General features: G+C 45.5%; 1 pseudogene. It reads left to right on the forward strand.

The window, feature by feature from the left end:
- Positions 1-297 (forward strand): annotated as a pseudogene (locus H6A13_RS13640) (hypothetical protein); the annotation flags it as partial.

Here is a 297-nt window from a genome sequence, read left to right on the forward strand (position 1 = left end):
ATAATGCGATTAACGGGACGGACTATGACAATCCGGAAGAACTGGAGGTCAACACCCTGGAAAATGTGCTGTACCTTTCCATGAAGAACGATTTGTCTTTCCTGATCGATGCGGAGCTGAACCTGTATGAGCACCAGAGCACTTATAATCCCAATATGCCTATGCGGGGGGTTCTGTATTTTGCAGGCGTTTATACCAGACACATTTCCAGTCGTGAGATTAATATCTACAGTAGTTCGCCCAAGGAATTTCCCTTTCCTCAGCACATTGTATTCTACAATGGAACCCAGGAGGAAC

Origin of the sequence: Mordavella massiliensis (genome assembly GCF_016902415.1) — a bacterium.
GTDB classification, from domain to species: Bacteria; Bacillota; Clostridia; order Lachnospirales; family Lachnospiraceae; genus Merdimonas; species Merdimonas faecigallinarum.